The organism is Sphingomonas melonis (assembly GCF_013409985.1).
GTDB classification, from domain to species: domain Bacteria; phylum Pseudomonadota; class Alphaproteobacteria; order Sphingomonadales; family Sphingomonadaceae; genus Sphingomonas; species Sphingomonas melonis_A.
Genome location: NZ_JACCBY010000002.1, coordinates 409,236 through 426,644, shown reverse-complemented (window position 1 = coordinate 426,644; position 17,409 = coordinate 409,236). Strand labels below are relative to the sequence as shown.

12 protein-coding genes are annotated in these 17,409 nt (G+C 68.6%); 5 read left to right on the top strand and 7 right to left on the bottom strand.

Going from position 1 to position 17,409, the window contains the following annotated elements:
- Window positions 1-5: 5 nt before the first annotated feature.
- Both HD841_RS08605 and HD841_RS08600 read right to left on the bottom strand, forming a co-directional pair.
- Window positions 6-635 (bottom strand): hypothetical protein, encoded by a 630-nt coding sequence (locus tag HD841_RS08605; RefSeq protein ID WP_179508459.1) that lies wholly within the window; start codon window positions 633-635, stop codon window positions 6-8.
- 27 nt (window positions 636-662) lie between these two features.
- Window positions 663-968, bottom strand: a complete 306-nt coding sequence (locus HD841_RS08600) for a hypothetical protein (RefSeq protein WP_179508458.1) — start codon at window positions 966-968, stop codon at window positions 663-665.
- 156 nt (window positions 969-1,124) lie between these two features.
- Here HD841_RS08600 and HD841_RS08595 point away from each other — a divergent pair, with 156 nt between their 5' ends.
- Window positions 1,125-1,811, top strand: coding sequence for an HAD family hydrolase (locus HD841_RS08595; RefSeq protein ID WP_179508457.1), 687 nt, complete (start codon window positions 1,125-1,127; stop codon window positions 1,809-1,811).
- 83 nt (window positions 1,812-1,894) lie between these two features.
- A complete protein-coding gene (locus tag HD841_RS08590) occupies window positions 1,895-3,088 on the top strand; it encodes a DUF2252 family protein (RefSeq protein ID WP_179508456.1) in 1,194 nt (397 codons plus the stop codon).
- A 280-nt stretch (window positions 3,089-3,368) separates the two neighbouring features.
- Here HD841_RS08590 and HD841_RS08585 read toward each other — a convergent pair whose 3' ends face one another.
- The 3 genes from HD841_RS08585 to HD841_RS08575 all read right to left on the bottom strand — a co-directional run bounded on the left by HD841_RS08585 (window position 3,369) and on the right by HD841_RS08575 (window position 10,388).
- Entirely contained in the window at window positions 3,369-3,734 is a 366-nt protein-coding gene (locus HD841_RS08585; RefSeq protein ID WP_179508455.1) for a thiol-disulfide oxidoreductase DCC family protein, read from the bottom strand.
- A gap of 161 nt (window positions 3,735-3,895) precedes the next feature.
- Window positions 3,896-6,943, bottom strand: coding sequence for a TonB-dependent receptor plug domain-containing protein (locus HD841_RS08580; RefSeq protein ID WP_373562968.1), 3,048 nt, complete (start codon window positions 6,941-6,943; stop codon window positions 3,896-3,898).
- 400 nt (window positions 6,944-7,343) lie between these two features.
- A complete protein-coding gene (locus HD841_RS08575; RefSeq protein WP_179508454.1) occupies window positions 7,344-10,388 on the bottom strand; it encodes a glycosyl hydrolase family 28-related protein in 3,045 nt (1,014 codons plus the stop codon).
- 229 nt (window positions 10,389-10,617) lie between these two features.
- Between HD841_RS08575 and HD841_RS08570 the strand changes: the two genes are divergently transcribed.
- Window positions 10,618-11,154, top strand: coding sequence for a gluconokinase (locus HD841_RS08570; RefSeq protein ID WP_179508835.1), 537 nt, complete (start codon window positions 10,618-10,620; stop codon window positions 11,152-11,154).
- A 91-nt stretch (window positions 11,155-11,245) separates the two neighbouring features.
- Here HD841_RS08570 and HD841_RS08565 read toward each other — a convergent pair whose 3' ends face one another.
- On the bottom strand, window positions 11,246-11,923 hold the full coding sequence (locus tag HD841_RS08565; protein ID WP_179508453.1) for a FadR/GntR family transcriptional regulator: 678 nt from the start codon (window positions 11,921-11,923) through the stop codon (window positions 11,246-11,248).
- Between the two features lie 18 nt (window positions 11,924-11,941).
- Complete coding sequence (locus tag HD841_RS08560; RefSeq protein WP_179508452.1) at window positions 11,942-13,288, bottom strand: GntT/GntP/DsdX family permease; 1,347 nt, start codon at window positions 13,286-13,288, stop codon at window positions 11,942-11,944.
- 488 nt (window positions 13,289-13,776) lie between these two features.
- On the opposite strand from HD841_RS08560, the gene HD841_RS08555 reads away from it, so the two are divergent.
- Window positions 13,777-14,046 carry a response regulator transcription factor gene (locus HD841_RS08555; RefSeq protein ID WP_257015373.1) on the top strand — a complete coding sequence of 90 codons (270 nt, stop codon included), beginning with the start codon at window positions 13,777-13,779 and terminating at the stop codon, window positions 14,044-14,046.
- Window positions 14,047-14,106: 60 nt separating this feature from the next.
- A complete protein-coding gene (locus HD841_RS08550) occupies window positions 14,107-17,106 on the top strand; it encodes a glycosyl hydrolase family 28-related protein (protein WP_218845469.1) in 3,000 nt (999 codons plus the stop codon).
- The last annotated feature ends 303 nt before the right edge of the window (window positions 17,107-17,409 follow it).

Below are 17,409 nucleotides of genomic sequence, written 5' to 3'. Positions count from 1 at the left end.
GATCGTCAGAGGCGCGAGCCGGTCGTGTAGCGCGCGCGCTCCTCATGCACCTGCTCGGCGGTATAGGCCGGCGCGGTATCGTCGAACGACGACCAGCCGCTCTCGCGATAGCTGGCGCCGCGGCTCTGCGCGTCGACCGAGCGGTTGCGCTCGAGCACCGCCTCCGCCTCGCGTACGAGGTCATCGGGCACCTTGGCGCTGACCAGCGAGCCGCCGCGGCGGACGCCCTCGGCGTAGACGTGCGCGTCATTCTCGTCATGGCCGGCATTCTTCAGCGCGCCGACGATGCTGCCGGTCGCCGCGCCACCTGCCGCACCGATGCCGGCACCCGCGGCGGTCGCCGCCAGCCAGCCGGCCGCGACGATCGGGCCGAGACCCGGAATGGCGAGCAGGCCGAGCCCGGCGAGCAGGCCGCCAGCACCGCCGAGCACCGCACCGGTCGACACGCCACGGCTGACGTCGCCATGGTCGTTGACGCCGTCATGGTCCTGATCGACATGCTCGCCGTGGCGCTTGTCGGCGTTGCTGGCGACGATGCTGAGATGATCGTGGGGCACGCCGATCGCTTCGAGTTCGCGGATCGCATTGGTAGCGTCGGCATAATCGTCGAACAGGCGGGTGATGGTCTGGGTCATGATATCTCTCCTAAAGGCGTCGGTCGATCAGCGGGCGGTGACGTTGCCCTTGTAGTCGAGCATCACCGTTGCCCGCTTGCCGCCCTTCATCGCGCTGCCCTGCCACAGGCCGTCGCGCTTGGTCAGCTTGGTGATGCCGGTGTAACCGGCCTTGGCGAGACGACCGCGCGCCTGATCCTCGGTGAAGGAGTTCGCCCCCTTCGCCGGAGCAGCGATCGTGTGCGGCGCGCCGTTCTTGACGGCGGGATTGTGCGAGCCGGTCTGGGCGGTCTGCGCGACGGCACCACCGCCGAACAGGGTCATGGCGGTTGCCGCGATCACATAGCGAAACATGGAACGTCTCCTCTTCAGAAGCCGGCCAACGCGCGACGTCAGCAAAAGGGGACAAGCGTTTGAAAAGGAACGTTACGGCTCGGCCACTGGTTGGCCCGGCGTACCGGATGGCGCGCACCGCGCCGCGCCGCCTCTGACATCATCGGAAAATTCGTCATGCCCAAGCAGATCAAGGCCATCCTCTTCGATATCGACGGGACGTTGGTCGACAGCAACGACCTGCACGTCCTCGCCTGGGAGGAAGCGTTCACCGGCATCGGCGCCAGTTTCGACCGGCAGACGATCCACGACCAGATCGGCAAGGGCACCGACAAGCTCGTGCCGACGCTGCTGCCCGACCTCGACGACGAGGGCATCGCAGCGCTGGGCGAGGCGCATGGCACAGCCTTCAAGGGCAAGTATCTCGACCAGGCGAGGCCGTTTGCGGGCGCCCACGATCTGCTCGCCCGCGCCCACGACAATGGCCAGCAGGTCGTGCTCGCGTCGTCCGCCTCGGGCGAGGAACTGGACCATTATCTCGATCTGCTCGATGCCCGCGCGCTGGTCGACGAGACCACCAGCGGCGACGATGTCGAGCAGACCAAGCCGGCGCCCGACATCTTCGCCACCGCGCTCGCCAAGCTCGACGGCATCGACGCCGACCAAGTGATCGTCGTCGGCGACACGCCCTATGACATCGAGGCGGCTGCGACCTGCGGGATGGCGGCGGTCGCGGTCCGCTCGGGCGGGTTCCCCGATGCGGTGCTGGAACGCGCCGGCGCGATCGCGATCTACGACGACGTGGCGGCATTGCTTGCGGCGTACGACGCCTCGCCGCTGGGGCATGGCGGCACCGCGGCCTGAGCCATCGGCGGGATTTTGCCGGCGCGATGTAACCCATGTCGGTCAGCGAGCGTTACATAGTATTGCTGAGCCGAAGGACATCGATGCCGACACCCCGCCCCGCCGAACGCGGCGCCATCCTCGAGGCGAAGCGCCGTTTGAAGATGGCGCGGTCCACCCACGCCTATGTCCGCGGCAATACCGTCAAATTCTACGAGTGGCTGGCGGAGTCGCGCGCCTCCCGATACGTGCCCGAGGGGCCGGCGATCTGGATCTGCGGTGATTGCCATCTCGGCAATCTCGGGCCGATCAACGACGGGGATGGCCGCATCGCGATCCAGATCCGCGATCTCGATCAGGCGGTGATCGGCAATCCCGCGCATGACCTGATCCGCCTCGGCCTGTCGCTGGCGACCGCGGCGCGCGGGTCCGATCTGCCGGGGGTGACCACCGCACATATGATCGAGGAGATGGTGACCGGCTATGCGCGCGCGATGCGCGATCCCGGTGGAGACGACAGCGGGCCGGAGCCCGACGTCGTGCGAAGCGTCAAACGCCGCGCCTTGGGCCGCCGCTGGCGGCATCTTGCCAAGGAGCGGCTGCGCACCGAGGAACCGATGATCCCGCTGGGCGACAAGTTCTGGCCGCTTGACAGCGAGGAGCGCAACGGCCTCGCAGCCGTGCTTGCCGAACCCGACGTGACGGCGCTGGTGCTGGCGCTCGACGACAAGGATCGCGACCGAACGGTGCGACTGGTCGACGCCGCCTATTGGATGAAGGGGTGCAGCTCGCTGGGGCTGCTGCGCTTCGCCGCGCTGGCCGGATTGAAGAACGCCAAGGGCCGGTCCGACTATGCGCTGATCGATCTCAAGGAAGCGACGGCACCGATCGCACCGATGGCGAAGCAGGCGGCGATGCCCGCCGATCAGGCGGTGCGCGTGGTGACCGCCGCCCGCGCGCTGTCGCCGCATCTCGGCAGCCGCATGGTCGCGGCGCGGATGCTCGATCGGTCCTTGTTCGTGCGCGAACTGTCGCCGCAGGACCTCAAGCTGGAGGTCGAGCAATTCAGCGCCGGGCAGGCGGTGAAGGCGGCGCGCTACCTCGCCTTCGTCGTCGGCAAGGCGCATGCCCGACAGCTCAGCCGCGATGAGCGTGCGGAGTGGACGCAGGTGCTCGATGCCGATCGCCGCGGCGCGATCGATGCGCCGGGCTGGCTGTGGGAGAGCGTCGTCGCGCTCGCCGGGCTGCACGAGGCCGGCTATCTCAATCACTGTCGGCAATATGCCTTGGGCGCGTGATCGCGTCGCGACTACGGGTTTTAGGGGGGCGACATGCAGGCCAATCCCTCCTCACCAGGGGAGGGCTATCAAATATGCCTCCCCTTGGTGAGGTTCGATCGGCGTCCTCCTCTTACCCGTCACCCCGGACTCGTTACGGGGTCCACCGGGCCGCTAGAGAGCGGTGTCCCCTCAAGCCTTTCCCCTCGCCGCAGAGTGGACCCCGGAACGAGTCCGGGGTGACGGGGTTGAATTGGAGCGCGGCGGACTCAAACGACCCTTCATTAGCGATAGCTTCGCCCTAGCGCAGGAGGCGCTGGAGCCGCGGCCGCACGCGCAGGAAATGGCGATAGGCGTGTTCGAGCACGCGCAGCGCCAGCGGCCGGCGGGCGATCAGGCCTATAGGGCGAAGCAGCGGGATCGCGCGCCACATCGCCGCGAACGCGGCGGCACCCGAGAGCAGCTCGCCATTCTCACGCGCATGGAAGCGGTCCAGCAGCGCGCCGCGATCGATCGGGCAGCTGGCGTCGGTGTCGGTGGCGTCGATGAAGGTGATCGCGCCCCGGGTGTCGAGCCGGCGCATGAGCGCGATCTCGCGCCGGCACAACGGGCAGCTGCCGTCGTGCCAGACGGTCACGCCGGTGTCGGGGGATGCGGCGGTGCTCACGCGGCCTCAATGGCCGGGGAGGGCGGCCTGTTCCTCGCGGCGGGCGACGCATGCGGCAAAATTTCCCCGTCATGCCGGATGCTGTCCGACATGACGGGGGAGTTGGGGGACGAAGCGACGGGGAGGAGGAGCCTGCGCCGCGGCACAGGCTCCCCGTAGGGTCAGAAGCGCGCGCGCACGCCGAGGCGATAGAAGCGGCCCAGCGTATCGTAGAGCGCCGGATTGACGTCGAGACCGGTATTGGTCTGCGGCGACGGCTCCGGATCATGGTCGAACAGATTGTCGACCTTGAAGAACATGCTGACCTGTTTGGTGACGTTGAGCGAACCGCCGATGTCGAAGTAGAAGGCGCCCTTCATCCGGTTGTAGTCGATCGTCGGATTGTTGGCGGTCGAGGTCGGGCAGGCGGTCGAGCAGACGACATATTGGTTGCCGATCACGCCGTTGCTGAACCAGCGCTCCTGCAGCGTCAGGCTGAACTGGTCGTTGTCGTAGCTCTGGATGGCCAGCACCTTCCAGTCGGGCGTCGCGCCCGAATTGGCGCCAGCGGTATCGACCGGGATCGTGCCGGGAAGGCCGGGATCGGTGACGAACTTGATGACGTGCGTGCCGAGGCCGCGCAGCGTGAAGTTACCGTCGATGCCGAGCGGGTTGCGCCACGAATAGCTCGCCTCGATGTCGAAGCCGTCGGTCTTGATGGAGGCGAGGTTGAAGGCCTGGACGTTGACGAAATTGGGACCGGCGGCATTCTGCAGGTTGAAGGCACCGCACGTCTCGGTGTTGCCCTGGAAGCAGAGGTTGACGATCTGCGCCGCCGACAGGCTGGACACGACGTCGTCCAGTTTGATCTTGTAATAGTCGAACGACAGGCTGAGCCCCGGCGCCCAGCTCGGCCGCGACAGGACGACGCCGGCTTCGGTGCTGCGCGCGATCTCCGGACGCAGTGCGGGATTGCCGATCGTGTTCTGGATGATCAGCACCTGCGTGTTGCGGAACGGATCGGTGAAGTTCGGCACGGTGGTCGTCGTCGGCGCGGCGAACAGCTCCGACAGATTGGGCGCACGCACGTCGCGCGAGGTCACCGCGCGCAGGCGGAAGCCGTCGAGCGGCGTTTCCCAGGTGCCGCCGACCTTCCAGGCGTAGACGACGCCTGAGGTCGAATAGCGCGTCGCGCGGCCGGCGACGTTGACGTTGGCCTTACCGAGCGCCTTCGAGTCGAGGAACGGGAGGTTGAGCTCGAGGAAGCTTTCGAGCACGTGATATTTGCCCGAACCGTTCTTGTAGTTGCCGGCATACCAGTTGTTGCCCGCGGGCAGCAGCGCCGGATCAGCGGGATAGGCGTCCGAATAGGGGCTAATGTCGGAGACGCCGGCACCATAGGGATCGGCATTCACGCTATAGAATTCGCGGCGGTATTCGACGCCTGCGGCGACCGCGAGGGGTCCTGCCCATAGATCGATCGGCGTGCCCGAGATGCTGGCGGCGGCGGCGTCCTGCGTCTGCTTGGTATGCTGGAACGGGCCGTTGCGCGGCACGATATAGGACAGCGCGCCGGCCGATGGCGTCGCGCCGCCGAAGATGTTGATCGGCTGGCAGCCGTTGGCGCGGGCGGTGGCATCGGCACAGACGATCTCGCCGTTGATCCGCGTCGCGTTGATCGCCTGATCGTAGCGGCGGGTGAGCGACATGTTCTCGACGTTGATGTCGGTGATGTTGATGCCGTGCTCGTAATAGGCATCGTAGGTCCAGCTCGTGCCGAGCACGTCGGCCTTGCCCTTCAACCCGCCGACGAAGCGATACTGGCGGCGGTCCGTATTCACCCGGATGTTGGGCAGGATGGCGCTGCTCAATCCGTATTGGAAGTTGGTGATGCCGTTGGCGGCGCAGGCGGCGGTTATCGACGCGGGCAGATAGGGATTGCTGCACTGGATCGTCAGGCCGGTCCGTGCCGCACCCGGATTGGGCTGGTTGTTCGACTTCACCTGCGCGACATTGGCGGTGACGTACAGCTCCATGTCGGGCGCGACGTCATAGCCGATGCGGGTATAGCCGTTGAGCCGCTGCAACGCCGATTGCAGCGAAGTGCCCGAGCCGACGTGGCCCGACTGATCGCCGCCGACGCAGAAGCCGACGTAGCAGCCGATGACGTTACCCGCCGCGTTGCGCGCCGGCACGCCGTTCGAGCCGTAGTTAAACGCGAACGGCTGGCCGTTCGCGTCGAACGCGGTGCCCTGCAGCGGGCCGGCGCTGATCAGGCCGTATTTGGTGTATTGATACGCCTGGGCGTGGTCGCGGTAGAGGAATTGCGGCGTGCCGCTGCTGCGCTGGCCGGTGTCGACCAGCGTCGTCGCGCGATACCAGTCGCGGCTGCCGGCGAGGTCCTCGCCGAAATTGCCCGGGCCGACGCCCTGATCCTTGGCATATTCGCCGCTCAGCACGACGTGCAGCCGGTCGTTGGCGAGGCTCTTGCCCACCGCCGCCTGCAACAGCACCTGGCCGTCGTCGCCATAGGTGGTGACGCCGGTCTGCGCATTGGCCTTGAAGCCGGTGAAGCGCGTGTCGGTGATAAAGTTGATGACGCCGCCGACCGCGTCCGAACCGTAGGATGCGGAGGCGCCGCCGGTGACGATATCGACGCGCTTGATCAGCAGCTGCGGGAACTGGCTGATGTCGGGCACGCCGGTGACGTTGGCGCCGACGACACGCTGGCCGTCGAGCAGCGTCAGCGTGCGGATCGTGCCGAGGCCGCGCAGCGAGAAGGAGCTCAGACCCTGCGAGCCGCTCGACGTGCTGAACGTGCCCGTCGACGCACCGGTCGAGCCCTGCAACGACGGCAATTGCGCGACGGTGTTGAAGATATTGGGCTGCGCGTTCTTGAGGATCTGGTCCTCGCCGATCACCGTGGTCGGGGTCGGCGCGTTGAAGCCGTTGGCGGTGATGCGCGTGCCGGTGACGACGATGTCGCTCGCCGGGGCTTCGGCCTGCGGCGCGTCCGCGGTGCCGTCCGTAGTCGTGGTGGGCTGGATGAGCTGATCCGGCGCGGCGGGATCGGCCGAGCGGGTCGAGTCGGGCACCGCCGACTGATCCTGCTGTGGCAGCGGCCGGGCGAAGGCCGGAACCGACACCAGCATCGCCGCGAGTGCCATCACGCTGGTAGCGCTACCTGAAATGCCCGTGAGCCGCCGCCGATCGCGCGTGACCATCTTCATCATCCATCCCCTCGTCCGCAGGGTCCACGCCGGGCTTCACCGGTCTGATCCCCTGATCCTGCGGCGAGTGTACCCGCAGACCGTCGCCGCGGCATCTACGACCAAAGTCGATTCATGCCGCAACGACAGGGATTGGGCGGGATGACGGTCAGTCGAAATCGTCCTGACGGGCAGGGCTAGCGCATCTGGGCATTCGTTGGAGTCCGCCGCTTTGCATTCCCCCTCCGTCACCCCGGACGTGTTCCGGGGTTCACTCTGCGGCGAGGAGAAAGCCCGATGGGGCACCGTTCTCTTGCGGCCCGGTGGACCCCGGAACAAGTCCGGGGTGACGGATCAGGAGAAACCCTGTGTGATAGCCTTCCCCGGCGGGGGCTCCAAAACCCCGAATGTCGCTCCGGCCTTAGGGGCGGGCGGTGTAGAGCGCGTGGTGGGTCAGGATCAGCAGCGTGCGACCGTCGGCACCACCGAACAGCAGTTGCAACGGCCGGTCGGGCACGTCGATGCGTCCCTCTTCGCTGCCGTCCGCGGCATAGACGAACACCTGTCCGTTGGCGACGTAGACACGCCCGTCGCGACCGGCGACGACGCTTTCGCCGCCGCGCGCCGCGAACGGCTTGAGATCGGTCACCGCGCCGCCGGCACCGACGCGCCCGCTGTAGGTGCGGTTCTCGGAGCCGTTGGCGAGATAGACGCGCTCGCCGGGTTTGGCGGTGACCAAGCCATAGGTGTCGAGCGTGTCGGAGAAGCGCCAGCCGCGATGATCCGCCGGCCCCTGCTGCCAGACGCGGAAGGCGGGCAAAGCGAGACTGCCGTCGGGGGAGAGATAGTTGTGCGGCTTGGAGAGTGCGATGTCGCGGGCGAACATTTCGGCGAGGGTGGTAAAACGGTCGGTCGCGGGATCATATTGGTCGCGGAATTCGCCGTTGTTCCACAGACTGCCCGGCAGGACGATCCGCGGATGCGCGGCGGCGGGTCTGGCGGCGAGCACGTCGACGGCCGCGGGGCGTTTGGGATCGAGGCTGTAGACGGTCGCGGCGGCGCCGGCGGACGACAGCACCATCAATCGGTCGGACGCGTCGACGGCGAGATTGACCGCGTCGAGCGGCGCGTCGGACACCACCGACAGGCCCTCGGCCGCGCTCCAGCCGTGGATGCGCTGCATCTGCCGATCGACGAAATAGAGCCGGCCGGTGGAATCGACCGCGCCGCCGCCGAGCGCGTGGAAGCCGCCGGCGACCCGCGTCACGGGGATCGCGGTCGACGGCGGCGCGACCGGCGCGTCGGTGACGTCGAGCACCGCAAATTCGCGCTCGCGCACCTCGGCGCCGCGGGTGATGTCGCGGATCGCATTCTCATACGGATATTTGCTGGCACGCAGATAGGTGCCGCAGCCGGCGGCGTCGCAGGTGGCGAAACCGCTTTCGGCGTTCACATGGACGTTGCGGAAGCGGATGCCGGTCGAGCCGGTCAGCGTGATCGCCGCCGGCGCCCCCTGTAGCGATCGGGTCACGCGATAGGCGTGGAGGTTGGCGAACAGGATGTCGCGCGAGTTGCGAATCTCGAACGCGACCGTGTCGCGGCTTTCGCCCGCTTCCTCCTCGGTCTGCGGCGCGAGGAACTCCCAGTTGCGCACCCGGTCGAGCACGATCTCGGCGCGGCCGTGGTGCTCGGCGGACATCTGGTAGACGTGGCCCGGCGTGTCGGTGTCGGAGACGAGCAGCCCGGCCGCGGCATAGGTGCTCGGCGTCCACAGGCCGTTGAACGTGCCGCCGCCGCCGTCGGTCACCCACAGGCTGGCATATTGCCCGTCCCAGCGCTGCTTGGGGTCGGGATCGCCGCTGTGATCGGCATTATAGGGATCGAAGCGGCTGCCATCGGCGCGGAAGGTGCCGTGGCCGCCCTGGAACTTGACGTCATCGACCAGCGAGCGTTCGCCGGCGCGCCACAGCAACGCCGTCGCGCGCGGATTGCGGCCGCCGGTCGCAAGGCCGAGGCCGGAGACGATCGCGTCGCCGCCCTTGGCGCTGGCGAGCAGCGCGCGCGGTGCGCCGACGCCGCGGAAGGCCGGGCTGTCGTCCGCAAGGACGATCTGGGTGAGGCTGGGGTGGAGGCCGATCAGCACGCTGTCGGCGCGCAGCGTCAGCGTATCGCTGACCCGGTAGAAGCCGGCCGGGAAATACAGGACGCGCCGGCTGGCGATGGCGCGTTGCAGCGCCGCGGTATCGTCGGTGGTGCCGTCGCCGGTGACGCCGAAGTCGCGGACATTGGCCCAGGCGGCGACCGGCGGCAGCGCCCGGATCGCGGGGGCGGGGCGTTTCGGATCGCGGGCGAGGGGGGCGGCATCCATGCGCGTCGCGAAGCGGCCGGTCGCGCCGAGCGCCGGCACGGTGAGCCCGTAATTGAAGGCGCGGACGCGATAGCGTGTGCCCGATCCCGCCACCGTCCTGCCGCTGTCGCGGAAGCGCGCGAACACCGGCGTGCCCATCGCGGTCGCGTCCTCGAAGCCGATCTGCGTGTAGCTGTTGCCCTCGTTGCTGATGATGACGCCGGCCTTGGCGACATTCTCGAAGCGCACCTGCTTGCCCCACAGCCAGTCGCCATAGCCGCGGTCGATCTCGATGCCGACGGGCACGTTGCGGAACACGGTGTTGACCAGAGTCAGCCCCGCCTCATGCTCGCGGATCGCGGCGTCGCGCTGGCCCTCGAAGGTCGCATCGAGCAGCGTATATTGCCATGCGGGCGAGGGCTTTTCGGTGAGGATGCCGTAGCGGCCGCCGAAGAAGCGCAGATCCTGGCCGATATTGCCGACCTGATAGATGCCGGCGAGGCCCGAGCCGAGGTGGAAGTCGATATGGCTGAGATAGGCGTGCTGCGCGGCGTGGAAGCGCACCGCGGTCGCCGCCGGATTGCCGTCGCCGATCTCGAAGTCGACATTGGCCATCGCCGAATAGAAGGTGCCCGAATTGGCATCGGCGATGCCGGGATCGAACGGTACGCTGGTCGGCGGCGGCACCGGCACCGGCGGGCGTGGCGGCTCGCCCGGGCGGACGGGCAGGGTGCCGGTGAAGAACACCATGCTGCCGACGCCACGCTGGAAGCCGGGGGTCTGCGGCGCGAGCAGGATGACCGGGCGCCGGTTGCCGACGCCGAACAGGCGCACGCCGGGTCGCATGTAGAGCGTGCGCGTGATGCGGTATCGGCCGGTCGGCAGGAAGACGAGTCCGCCGCCGCCCTGCGCCGCGACCGAGTCGATCGCGCGCTGGATTGCGGCGCTGTCGTCGGCCTGCCCGTCGCCCTTGCCCGCCACCGTGACCGCGCGCGGATCGGCGGGTGCGGTCGCGAAGGTCGAAACCGACGGCGTCGCGGCGATCAGCGGCGTGGCGGCGCCGGCGAGCAGCAGCGCGGCGAGGGGGAGGCGGCGCACCGCCCGGGACGTGGCTGTCATCACGGCGTATCCTTGCAAAAGACGGGCAACAGACTGGGGCATCCCGCAGATGCTCCGGAGTAGGATCGCGCAGGCGGGGCGACGATTGCGACAAAGGTCGTAATGGTCAGCCGGGCACGGACGCGGGATAGCGGCGTTATCCTCATGCCGGCATCTCGCCCGGCCTCGAACGCAAGGGTAGCGCGTGCACGGACAAGCAGGGACCGACCGCGCTTATGCGATCGTCGTCATGGGCGTAAGCGGTAGCGGCAAATCGACGCTGTCGGCCCGGCTGGGCACGGCGCTGGGGTGTCCGGTGCTGGAGGGCGACGCCTTCCACTCGGCGGAGAATGTCGCGAAGATGCAGGCGGGCCATCCGCTCACCGACGCCGATCGCTGGCCGTGGCTCGACCGGCTCGGCGCGGCGCTGGGCGCGGCAGCGCTGGACGCGCCCGGCGGCGTCGCCGTTGCCGCCTGTTCGGCGCTCAAGCGCAGCTATCGCGAGCGGCTGTCGGCCGCATCGGCGGTGCCGTTGCTGTTCGTGCTGCTCGATACCGGCGAAGCCGAGATCGCGCGGCGCATGCGGACGCGATCGGGCCATTATATGCCGCCCAGCCTGCTCGGCAGCCAGCTCGCCACGCTCGAGCGCCCGACGCCCGACGAACCGGCGGTGACGCTCGACGCGTCGCGCCCGGTGGACGCGCTGACCGCGGAGGCGCTGGCGTGGATCGACGAGCGGCAGAAGGCGACAGGTTCGGAAGACCGGAAATCCCGCCGCTCGACCTGAGCCTGTCGCAGGACGGTGAGTCCCACGCCCTTCGACGGGCTCGGGGCGAACCGCGGGGGAGGGAGCGAGCGCGACGGAGTCAATGCCCGCCTCACGGCATCAGCCGCTTGCGTCCCTGCGACAGGTGCCAGCGCATCGCCAGCGCCGCCCCGTCGGCGTCGCGGGCGCGGATCGCGTCGACGATCGCGTCATGTTCGCCCATCATCGCACCGATCACCTCGGGCGGGCGCGAGCGTGAGATGTCGACACCGGCGCGCAGGATGCGCATCACCTCATGCTGGAGGTGATCAAACACCGGCACGAAGGCCGAATTGCCCGTCGCCTCGACGATGGCGCGATGCAGCAGCCAGTCCTCGTCATGCGCCGGCGCATTCGACAGCAGCGCGCTGCGCAGCGCCGCCAGCGCGCGTTCGATCGTGTCGAGCTGCTGCTGCGAGCGGCGCTGTGCCGCCAGCCTTGCCGCCTCCGATTCCAGGACGAAGCGGACTTCATAGGTGCCGAGCGTCTTGGCGAGCGCGTCCATCGGCATATGGGTGCTGAGCCGTTCCGACGGCCGTCGCTGGACATAGGAGCCGGCGCCACGCCGCGCCGCGGTGATCCCGTCGGAGGCGAGCCGCGCCAGCGCCTCGCGGACGATCGTCCGCGACATGCCGAACGATGCGGCGAGCCGCGCTTCGGACGGCAGGCGGTCGCCGATCGCAAGCTGCTCGTCGTTGATGATGCCGACGATCGCGGTATAGGCGCGATCGACCAGGCGCACTTCGTTCATGGCCGCCCCTCCCGCGCGTCAGACAACATAACTGAGCGCGATCACCAGCGCGAGGCCGACGACCGAAATCGTCGTTTCGAGCAGCGACCAGGTCTTGAACGTGTCCGCGGTGCTCGTGCCGACATAGCTCTTCACCAGCCAGAAGCCGGGATCGTTGACGTGGCTGAAGAACACCGAGCCCGCGCCGATCGCCAGCACCACCAGCTCGGGCGACACGCCCGATCCGGCGACGACGCCGGGCATGATGCCGACCGCGGTGATCGTCGCCACCGTCGCCGAGCCGGCGGCAAGGCGGATGCCGACTGCGACCAGCCAGCCGAGCAGCAATGGTGACACCGCATACATCAGCACCAGCCGCGCCAACAGGTCGGACAGGCCGGCGCTGACCAGCACCTGCTTCAACGCGCCGCCGGCGCCGATCGCGAGCAGGATCGCGCCCGCCGCGGCCATCGTCTCGTGCCACACCGCGTCCTGGATCTTCGCCTCGCGCAGGCGGCGGCCGAACAGCAGCGGCAATGCGAGCAGGTTGGTGACCAGCAGCGCGATCACCGGATTGCTCGCGGCGACCAGCCAGCCGGTGCCCTTCAGCCCCGGCGCCATCTGGCCGAGCTCGCCGGTGGCGATCAGCAGGACCGGGAGCAGCACGATCGCGAGCGATGCGGCGCGGCCGGGCGTGGCGAGGTCGAGCCGATGGTCGTGGAGCAGCGGCGGCGCGAGCCGGATGCCGGGGGTGACGAAGCGGGCGAGCACCGGCCCGGCGATGATCGCGGTCGGGATCGCGATGAGAATGCCGTAGAGCATCGTCTTGCCGAGGTTGGCGCCGAGCGCCTCGACCGCGAGCAGCGGGCCGGGATGCGGCGGCACCAGCGCATGGACGACGCCGAGCCCGGCGAGCGCGGGCATGATCAGGCGCAGCTTGGCGGCGTCGCGGTCGGCATCGTCGGGGCCGGCCATCGCCTCCGCGGCGGCGACGACGATCGGCAGCAGCAGCACCAGCCCGGTTTCAAAGAACAGCGGCAGGCCGATGACGATCGCGATGCCGAGCGTCGCCCAGGGGGCGGCGCGCGCGCCGGTCAGCCGCAGCGCGCTCTGCGCCAGCGCGGCGGCGGCGCCCGACAGATGCAGCATCGCGCCGAGCGATAGGCCGAGCGCGACGACCAGTCCGGTGCCGCCGATGATGTCGCCGACGCCTTTCTGCACCGCCTTGGCGATGTCGGGCAGCGGCAGGCCGGCGAACAGCCCGACCGCGAAGGCGCCGCACAGCAGCCCGATGAACGGGTGCAGCCGGCCGCGCACGATCATCAGCACCGCGAGCAGGATGCCGGCGAGCGCGGCGACGACGAGGCGGATGTCCGCGCCGGTCATCGTGGCGTCGCCGCATGGGGACTGTCGTGTTCGGCTCGCGTCGCCCACCCCGTCACCCCGGACTGGTTCCGGGGTCCACGCCGCGGCGAGGAGAATGGCTCGAAACGGCACGACGCGCCCGCGGCCCGGTGGACCCCGGAACACGTCCGGGGTGACGGCGCGTGGGAGAGCGTCGGAGTGCCACGATCTCGTGCGCCCGACGGCGCATCCCGTTCCGATCGTGGCGTCATGGCCTTCGCCATGCTGGCCTGCCTGTGCCGCATCGACACCCTCCCTCCACTTCGGCGACGCCTTCGTCTGCCGTTCGTCGGCGTATCTGTAGGACAGGTTTTTGCCGTTCGCCAAGAAAAAAGGCTTGATCCCCGCATGTTGTAGAGATCATACAGGAAACCTGTCTAACCGAATCCGTCTCGAAACGGGTCGGTGGACCAAGATGGATCGTCCGAGACGGACGACCGCCGGCTCATGGCCACCAGAGGAGGATGACGATGGAAGGGACTTCCCCGATCGCTCGCCAGCCCGCGATCAACGCCCATGCGGCGCCAGCGGCCTGTCCGCTCGACCAGCTGACGCCGACGCAGATGAAGGTGCTGCGCGGCGTCCATTCCGGTCTGCTCAACAAACAGATCGCCTATGACCTCGGCATCGCCGAGGCGACGGTGAAGGCGCATATGACCGCGCTGATGCGCAAGCTCAACGTGCGCAACCGCACGCAGGTCGCGCTCGCCGCACAGACGCTGGGCCGCCGCGCCTCCTGAGCCTTTTACCGCCGGTCCGGCGGACCGTGCGGCACGACCGAACCCCCGGGGAGAACTGCCTTGAAGCATATCTGGCTGCTCGGCGCAGCGGCGCTGGTCGCGCCTGCGCCCGCTCTGGCCGCGACCACATCGGTCTATCTCAGCGCGCCGAAGGATGCGCGGGCGATCACCGTCCGCGGCGTCGGCGACGGCCGCGCCGACGACAGCGCCGCGATCCAGCAGGCGATCGACGCCGCGGCGCAGGGCGGGCAGGGCGGCGTCGTCTTCCTGCCGTCGGGCCGCTACCGGATCAGCCGCACGATCTTCGTGCGCTCCGCAGTGCGCATCTTCGGCGTCGGCGTGACGCGGCCGGAGATCGTGCTCGGCGACAATAGCGAGGGCTTCGGCGCCGGTGTCGCGGCGATGCTCGCCTTCACCGGCGAGGACCAGTATCGCGTCGGCAAGGCGCCGGTGCCGCCGCGCACCAGCGTGCCGTTCGATCCCAGCATCTTCGACGCGACCTCCAGCACCTTCTATTCCGCGCTCGCCAACGTCGATTTCCGTATCGGCGAGGGCAATGCCGGTGCGGTCGCGGTGCGCTTCCGCGTCGCGCAGCACGGCTATATCCGCCATGCCGACTTCCACATCGGCTCCGGCCTCGCCGGCGTCTATCAGGCGGGCAACGAGTTCGAGGACCTGCGCTTCTTCGGCGGCCGCTACGGCATCATGTCGGAAAAGACCTCGCCGGCGTGGCAGTTCACGCTGATCGATTCCGACTTCCAGGGCCAGCGCGACGCGGCGATCCGCGAGCATGAGGTCGATCTGACGCTGGTCAACGTCGCGATCCGCGACACGCCGGTCGGCATCGAGATCGACCGCGGCTATTCCGACTCGCTGTGGGGCAAGGACGTCCGCTTCGAGAACGTCTCGCAATCGGCGGTGCTGATCTCGGAGGAGAAGAGCGTCTTCACCCAGATCGGCTTCGACAATGCGATCGGCATCAACACACCGACCTTCGCGCGCTTCCGCGACAGCGGCACGACCGTCGCGGGCAAGGGCGCGCGCTACCGCGTCAGCGACTTCTCCTACGGCCTCAAGCTGGCCGGGCTCGGCACGATCGGCGATTATGCCACCGACGTGACGATGGCGCCGCTCGGCCGCGCGCCGGCGCGGCCCAAGCCGGCGATCGCCGCGCTGCCGCCGGTCAAGGCCTGGGCGAACGTCCACGACCTCGGCGTCAAGGGCGACGACACCACCGACGACACCGCCGCGCTGCAACGCGCGATCGACACGCATCGCGTGCTGTATCTGCCGATGGGCCGCTATCGCGTCACCGACACGCTGAAGCTGCGCCCCGACAGCGTGCTGATCGCGCTCCACCCGAGCCTGACCCACGTCTATCTGCCCGACGAGACGCCCGCCTTCATGGGGGTCGGCGGCGCCAAGGCGCTGATCGAGAGCGCGAAGGGCGGCAACGCCATCGTCCACGGCCTCGGCCTGTGGACCGGCGGGGTCAATCCGCGCGCGACGGCGCTGCTGTGGAAGGCGGGCGAGGCGTCGATGGTCAACGACGTCAAGATCCAGGGCGGCGGCGGCACCTTCCTGACCAAGGGCAGCCCGGTCGGCTTCGGCGATCCGCGCGCGCGCTTCGACGGTCAATATCCCAGCATCTGGGTGACCGACGGCGGCGGCGGTACCTTCTCGGCGCTCTGGTCGCCCAACACGCTGGCGTCGGCGGGCTTCTACGTCTCCGACACCAAGACGCCGGGCCATGTCTACCAGCTGTCGGCCGAGCATCATTATCGCCACGAGATCGTCCTCGACGGCGTCGAGAACTGGGAATTCCTCGCACCGCAGACCGAGCAGGAGGTGCGCGACGGCGTCAACGCCATCTCGACCGAGTTCCGCAATTCGCGCAACATCCTGTTCGCCAACTATCATGCCTATCGCGTCACGCGATCGATCAAGCCGATGGATACGGCGGTGCGCCTGTACGATTCGGGCGACATCCGCTTCCGCAACGTCCATGTGAACGCCGAGAGCGGCTTTGCGAGCTGCGACACCAAGGGCTGCGGCACCTATCTGCGCGCCAGCAAATATCCGTTCGAAAATGCGATCAAGGACATGACCCGCCAGCAGGAGGTGCGCGAGCGCGAGTTCGCCAGGCTCGACGTGCCGGCGGCGCCCGCGACCGCGGCGACCGCCACGGCGGTGCCGGTGTCGCCGGGGGTGCGCAAACTCGCGGACGGCTTCTACTCGATCGCCGGCGCGGCGACCGACAAGGCGGGCAAGCTCTACTTCATCGATCGCTTCTTCCAGCGCATCCACGGCTGGTCGCAGGCGGAGGGGCTGTCGACCGTCGCGGATGCGCCGCTCGACGCGGTCAATCTCGCGGTCGACCAGTCGGGCTCGTTGCTCGTCCAGTCCTCGGCGGGGCGTGACGGCAGCGTCTACAGCATCGATCCGGCCAAGCCCGCCGACGTCCGCGTCATCGCGCCGACCCCGGTACGCGCCGGCCGCAAGGCGGCGACGCTGCTGCCGGTCAACGTCTGGGCCAACGGCGAATTCGCCGATCGCATCGATCCCAAGACCTATACCTATCCGACGATCACCGACTTCTTCACCAGCAAGATGGGCGAGGCCAAGGCGCAGGAATATGTCTCGCCGGACGGGTCGCTCGCGCTGCCCGCGTTCCGCGTCTGGAACCAGGGGCCGGACGATCACCAGGGCTGGCGCTGGTCCGACACGCTCGATTCCTACGGGTTCGTCGCGGCGGCGCCGGGCAGCCGGGTGACGCTGACCAACGCCTCGGAGAACCGCACCTATAGCGGCCTCGTCGGCGAAGGCGGGCAGGTCACCGACCTCAAGGTCGTCGCCGACCGCGGCGGCGAGAGCGTCGCGCGCGATGCCGCCGGCAACCTCTATGTCGCGAACGGGCAAGTGTTCGTCTACGGCGCCGATGGCGCGTTGCGGCGGCGCATCGACGTGCCGGAACGCCCGCTCCAGCTGATCATCGGCGGCGCCGACCAGAAGACGCTCTTCATCCTGACGCACCACACGCTGTACGCGACGGGGCTCTGAGCAGGGGGCAACAGTGGGCGGCGCATAATCGTCGCCCACACGCCTGCCGCGGTCAGCGCCGCGCGCGACGATGTGGCCCGGAAGGGGCCATGGTCATCATGATGTCTGAAACGGTACCGCTGGTGACCCCTATGAGAGGCGTTGTTCCAGCAAGAAAGGACGCGATTCGCCGAGGTTCACCCGCTCCCGCTACCCTGCTTTGTGCGCACGTATTGTACATGAACTAACGTTGCCGTCTCGGACGGATGGTCGACCCGCTAAGCCTGCGGTTAGCTAAGACTGCTGCCCGGCGACGCCCGCCGT